General features: G+C 56.0%; 3 protein-coding genes and 2 pseudogenes. 3 read left to right on the forward strand and 2 right to left on the reverse strand.

Annotated elements, in window-relative coordinates; genetic code table 11:
- Nucleotides 1–386: 386 nt before the first annotated feature.
- A pseudogene (locus K2Y56_RS14930) lies at nt 387–863 on the reverse strand (IS6 family transposase); the annotation flags it as partial.
- A 126-nt stretch (nt 864–989) separates the two neighbouring features.
- Between K2Y56_RS14930 and K2Y56_RS14935 the strand changes: the two are divergent.
- A pseudogene (locus tag K2Y56_RS14935) lies at nt 990–1113 on the forward strand (transposase); the annotation flags it as partial.
- A gap of 31 nt (nt 1114–1144) precedes the next feature.
- Nucleotides 1145–1465, forward strand: a complete 321-nt coding sequence (locus K2Y56_RS14940; RefSeq protein ID WP_292508930.1) for a hypothetical protein — start codon at nt 1145–1147, stop codon at nt 1463–1465.
- A 171-nt stretch (nt 1466–1636) separates the two neighbouring features.
- Here K2Y56_RS14940 and K2Y56_RS14945 read toward each other — a convergent pair whose 3' ends face one another.
- Nucleotides 1637–3271 (reverse strand): porin, encoded by a 1635-nt coding sequence (locus K2Y56_RS14945; RefSeq protein WP_292508933.1) that lies wholly within the window; start codon nt 3269–3271, stop codon nt 1637–1639.
- 556 nt (nt 3272–3827) lie between these two features.
- Here K2Y56_RS14945 and K2Y56_RS14950 point away from each other — a divergent pair.
- On the forward strand, nt 3828–5534 hold the full coding sequence (locus tag K2Y56_RS14950; RefSeq protein WP_292508936.1) for a zinc ribbon domain-containing protein: 1707 nt from the start codon (nt 3828–3830) through the stop codon (nt 5532–5534).
- Nucleotides 5535–5866: the final 332 nt, after the last annotated feature.

Here is a 5866-nt window from a genome sequence, read left to right on the forward strand (position 1 = left end):
GCTTCGCCAGATGCGCGCCGTCGAAGGCACGGCAAAACCTTAGCGTATATCTGGGTCCGTTCTGTGTACCGACCCCGAAATGGTCCGCGTAGCACACGCGACTCCTTACGACGCATCACGGCATCGTCGTCCGCGTTCTTTGCGCTGATCCACAAGCTTAGCATGCGCGACGCATTGCTGCCCGTTCAAGCCTGCCGACCGACGACATCAGGATAAAATTCATTCACAACAGTGATGCCATTGACTATCCCCTGAATCTGGTCTGGCCAAAGGGTAAGCCCTAAGTTTCATTCGGTGACGGCTCGGGCCGCCGCCAAGGAAAATTCCAAGTGCGTCAGCCACTCTAGGGACGTGCGAGGACGCCTCCTCTTGTGCTGCCGCATCCACGCCTTGATCTTGCTTTCGGTGCTGGCGCCATCCGTGCCGATCCGGTCAGGGGCGAGCAGCGGCTGATCCGCCAGCATCTTACGGAAGAAGCGTTTGGCCGCATCGAGGTCGCGCTTGGCGGTCAGCAGGAAGTCGACAGGGTTACCGTGCTTGTCGACCGCGCGGTACAGGTAGCGCCACTCGCCGCGGGCCTTGATGTAGGTCTCGTCGATCCGGGTTGAGCCGCAGTGCGGCTTACGGAACTGCCGCAGTCGCTTTTCGATCAGCGGCGCGTAGGCCAGGACCCGGCGGTTCAGGGTGCTGTGATCCACCTCCAGGCCACGCTCCAGGAACAGTTCCTCGATATCGCGGTAGCTCAACGGGTAGCGCAGGTACCAGGAGACCGCCTGGACGATCAAGGCCGCCTCGTAGTGCCGGCCGTTGAAGTCGGCCTTGGCACGCTGCTTGAGCTTGGCGGCGATGGCAGACAGGATCATGGGCGGCATCCAGGATTGGAGGCGCCATGCGGGCTATATGGTCAACACGGGGTAAACGCCGCGCGTTTGCGACAAGCCCCTTCAAACTGAGCTGGGTCCCCGATGACCGACGGCAGACTGGTACTGCTGGCCGAAACGGTTCTGCAGATGATCCTGACGGAGGCTGACGTGGACGGTCTGATCGGCGTGGGCCGCTATGAGCGGTCAGGCGAGCGCCACCTACCGCAACGGGTATCGCGAGAGAGACATACTGTGCGCAGGTTCACGCCCTTGAGGTTGAGTTGGCACAGGTCGAGGCAGGACAAAAACTTGTCGGACAGATAGATTGGCTTGCCATCAGCCTCAACGTCCGCGCGGTTCATCTCGGCTTGGGTCATCGCGGGCATAGTCGCATTGGCACCCAGAAGCAGATCCTATTCGGCGTGGACTGGAGCCATTACAACGCGCAAGGCCAACAAAGCCATGGAAAGAGTAGGCATAATTTCACTCCCGAATGGCTAGCTGACCTGACATTCACAAACCCAGCCAGCATATTGTTGTTGCTGCCGCGCTTTGATCTTGCTTTTCACGGCCCCTATCAACAGCTAAGAAGCTTAGAGTGACCAGAGATAGACGTAATCTAATTGTGCTATCTGAGTAATATCAAATATAAATCTATGCCTAAAGATTTCAACCCTAAAAAACAAAAAAACTCGGCCTTTCGGCCGAGTTAAGTTACTTTGGTCTCTACCTATTGTCTTTTATAGCATTTTATTTGTCAAGCAGTTATTGCATTAGAAGTCGCGCTGCACGCGCATGCGGACCTGGTAGGTGTCGTCGGCGGTGACCGTCCGGACAGCGGCGCCAGCGTTGATCTGGGCCGCGGTGAGCGGAGCGTTCCGGCTCTGGTCGATGACCCGGCCCTGCTGCATGCCGATCTTGGTGTAGAGGCCTTCGACGCCGATATCGAGATCCTTGACGGGCGACCAGATCAGGCTGGCGCCGGCGATGACCTGGTACTGGTCGCGAAGGGTGGGGGCGAGCGCGAAGGAGCGTGTGCCGACGATGCCGGTGAAGTTGCTCTGCACCGCAGTGCCAGCACCAGAATACGCGAGAGCGTTGGCCTGACGTGCACCGCGAGCGTACTCATTCTCCGAGTAGCTAGCGAATACTGCCGAGCGCCACTCAGGACTCCAGTAGTGCAAAAGCGAGCCGACGACGCTGAAGCTCTTGGCGAGCTGGATCTGACCGGTGATTGGGTTGAGGCTGGCATCCGACTGGTAGGGATTAAAGGCGGCACCGTTGATGAGTGTGGCCGAGGAGGCGTAGGTGCCATTGTAGGATGTGATGCCGGTGTAAGTGGCAGCGCCTTCGCCATAAGCACCCTGGAGGTAGAGCGTGTCACCCGGGGCGATGAAGGGCAGGTTGACCTTCACGCCACCCTGAACCGCCCAACCGTATTCCGAAGGGGGGCGCACCGTCGAACCGACAGCAGGAAGAGCGAAGCCAGGCGTAAGAGCGCCAGCAACCGTCGAGCCAGCGATGAAGTTGCCCGTATTCAGCTCCTTGACGGCAGCCGAGAGCTGAGCTGAACCCCAGGCAGCATCGTAACGCAGGACGCCGACGAAGTCGGGCATGCGGCCGCGTTGGGAAACGTCGACGGTCTGGAAGGTCGGAATGCCGAGCGGGCTGGTGGTGACCAGAACGCGCAGCGGCGCGACCGCACTTAAACCTTGTGCAGGTGTAGCGAATTCTTGCGAGTAGATCGTGTTGCGGCGGTAAAGCGGGTCTTCGAGCGACAGGGTCGCCGAGAAGCCGCTGGTGCCAAGCTTTGTTGTGTAGGCAAGGAGGTTGGTCGACTGGAGATCGGAGCCGGCAGTAGCGGCGTGGAGTTCGAAGTCGTGGGCGTAGAAGTCGAAGAACGAGGAGGCGCGACCGGCGGTGAAGCCGGCGAACTGGATGAACGCCTTGTCGGTGTTCACGAACTGCTGTAGGCGGCCAGCCTGGTCCTGGCCGGTGGCGCCAAAAGCATAAGCGATGCGCTCTTGCGTAGCAGACCGAAAACCCTGAGTGAATCCGCTGCGGGAGGCGAATTCGAGACGGGTGAAGGCGCGCAGCGTGCCGTAGCCAGTCTGGGTGCGGGCATCGAGGTTGATGCGGGCGAGACCGCGGTAGCCGACAGTATCGCCGTTGCCTATGCCCGTGCGACTGTCGGTCGGAGCGTAGCCCATCTCGAAGCGGGCGCGGCCCGAGATGCGAAGGCATGTATCGGTGCCGGGGATATAAAAGAAGCCGGCTCCGTAGGCGGAGCAGACGCGGACGTACTCGACGGGAACGGCCTTCTTAACCGGCAGATCGGCTGCTTGCGCTCCCGCAGCTGCGGCGAGCGCCGCAGCTGACCCAAGCAGGGAGCTCTTTAAGAGCTTCATTGATATCTCCAAAAGCTTTGAGACCCGAGAAGTGCCCTTCAGGCCCCAGAGCCATTAGGACGTTCTATGTAGTCCGCATCATTTCGCGGCAGACTGAACCGAAATCACCTTCTTGCGATGCTCTCAGCACGGATCCAGTATGTTTGAAGGTCGCCTCTGCAGCAACTTGCAATCGCCACAGCTAAGGCGGTTTCTAGGTTAGTGTTGCCGAGTCGCCACAATTCAAGAAACTCATTGCCGGCAACAAGTTGCGCCTTATCTAGCGCTGCCCTACATAGAATTTGGTAGCCATTTCTATGTTGTAGGGTTAACGGACTCGGCTGCACCTAAGCACCAGCGCGGCAAGTACTCTTTGAATTCTGGGTGCTGAAATTATTTGACGGCGTTTGTTTGTTCATTACATATAAATCTCAGTAAATTTTGTTGGTGACGGCTATTGTACTAACGTAGTTAAAGCCTACATATGCAGCTTGATTTTTGTCACATTTGATTTTTTAGGTAAGCACAGTGAATCATTCCCCACATTAGTACGCTAGTTTAAGTTTTGAAAGGCGCCATGCACGACGAGTCTCTACCCGCCGAGAATGAGGTCATTGTCCACCAGTATGGACTGCTCAATCCATTGGACTGGGCAGAAGATTGCACATCCGAGTTGGAGCGTATGCACGCTTTCAAGGGAAGACTGGTGGAGATCGAACACGAGTATCGGATTAGCTTCGACCGTCTACTAGAGCGAGATCCTAATCTCAGAAACGCTAGACAAATTTTAGACGAACACATTCGAGCGCTTTCCGCATGTGACTTGTCAGCAATTGGGGAGATGGAGACGTATAAGTCGATACCCAGGGCAGGCCAAGAGCACTCAGGCAGCACACCTGAGCGTCGATTGACGGCACTTAGAATACAAGTTGCACAGGCTTATAGGGTTGCTCGGAAGAACTTCAAAGATGATCTTAACAACCTTGAGCTTGAGCGGCGTGATCAGGTCAAAGCAGCGCGGCAGCAGAGTGGCCTTTGGTGGGGCAACTACAATGCCGTGATTAAGGCTTTCGAGCAGGGACGCCGTGTGTCTGTCCTGACCAGAGGCGTGATGCGCGTCGAGCCATTCGACGGCACTGGCCGCTTCACCAATCAAATTCAGGGTGGCATCAGCGTCGAGAGTTTAATTTCCGGCGAGAATATACAGGTTAAGGTCGCTCCAGTTCCGGCAGATGCTTGGTCACACTCGAGTCGAGGTGAGCGGCGGCGACTCCAACGCACCCAATTCACCGCGACAATCTTCGTTCGGGACGGGATGCGTCGGATGGTGACTTGGCCGATGATCATGCATCGACCCCTTCCGGAAAACGTCCGAATTAAAGAGGTTGTTGTTTCGCGAGCTCGGCTGGACGACCGCTGGCTATGGAGCGTGGTCTTCGTGTGCACGCGCACGCGAGTAATTAAGCTTGGCTCTGCCGCTGCAGCCACTGTTATCGCAATCGATCCCGGTTGGCGCAGGACAAAGACAGGCCTTCGGGTTGCTACAATCGTTCGTGCGACCGGAGAGACCGAGTACTTCGAGCTATCTAACCGCCTCGTTCAAGCCTTCCGGTTCGCTGACGAGCTTCGAGATAGACATAACGTCCTGCTCGCCAACCTACGAATGCTCGTTAGTAAGTTGACCCCATTCCAGCAAGCTAAGGTAGCGGGTGTAGGGGAAACATGCATAGACCCTGCGAACCTACGGCTACCCTCGGATTTTCGGCGTCTCGCCAAACTGTGGAGCCTAGACTCTGACTATGATCAGAGGCTTGTGGCGCAGATTAGCCATGCGAGCGTGGAGTACAAGAGACTATATTTGTGGGAGCGAAATCACACTCGAAAGATTTTGAACCATCGCGATAAGCTTTATCAGGAGTTAGCTGTACGCGTCTCGAAAGACGCTAATGAGATTTTGCTGCACAAAATCGACATTGTTGAAATGAATAATAACAATATCGAGGCTGGTCGAGATGGGTTCGTGCCGAATGCGTCGAATTGGTACAGAAGAACAGCCGCAATTTCCTCTCTCGAACATTGGATTTATAATAAAGGAAAGCGTCTTGGAATTCGACTTAAATACATTCAGTCAAGTTTTAGGCAGAGCTGCCCGTCGTGCGGCGCTCTCGATAGGAAAAATCGTGCTGATACGCTGATGTACATCTGCGCCCATTGTGATCACACCTGGGATAGAGATTGGGGTACTTGCCGAATGATGCTAAAGGATCACTTCTCAACCACATAGGACGGCGCAGCAGGTTGCAAATCGGCTCAGCAGAAAGCCATCAGGTTTGCGCATCGCTTGACGATTGCAGGACAAGTCGCTAATTATTTTTTATGCGTGTTTTGCCGCTTGGTAGCAAAAACTTCTACATCCTAGCTTTATTCTCGCGACTTGGTGCCTAAGACCGACCCTGCACTAACTTCACACCCGGACCACCTCGTGGGGGCGGATCACTTCGAGTTCATCCTCAACGCCTGGACGAAAGAGCCCAAGCGCTTCAGGATCGACCCGTCACACCTCATCCCGGGACCACACATGGTCTGCCCCCGTTAGGTGGCCCGGTTCAAATCTAA

Origin of the sequence: Methylobacterium sp. (genome assembly GCF_019745455.1) — a bacterium.
In the GTDB taxonomy this organism is placed as follows: domain Bacteria; phylum Pseudomonadota; class Alphaproteobacteria; order Rhizobiales; family Beijerinckiaceae; genus Methylobacterium.

Bases quoted from the DNA above. Each gene is read 5' to 3' on its own strand.
- K2Y56_RS14950 (WP_292508936.1), top strand. From the start codon at position 3,828: ATGCACGACGAGTCTCTACCCGCCGAGAATGAGGTCATTGTCCACCAG.
- K2Y56_RS14945 (WP_292508933.1), bottom strand. From the start codon at position 3,271: ATGAAGCTCTTAAAGAGCTCCCTGCTTGGGTCAGCTGCGGCGCTCGCC.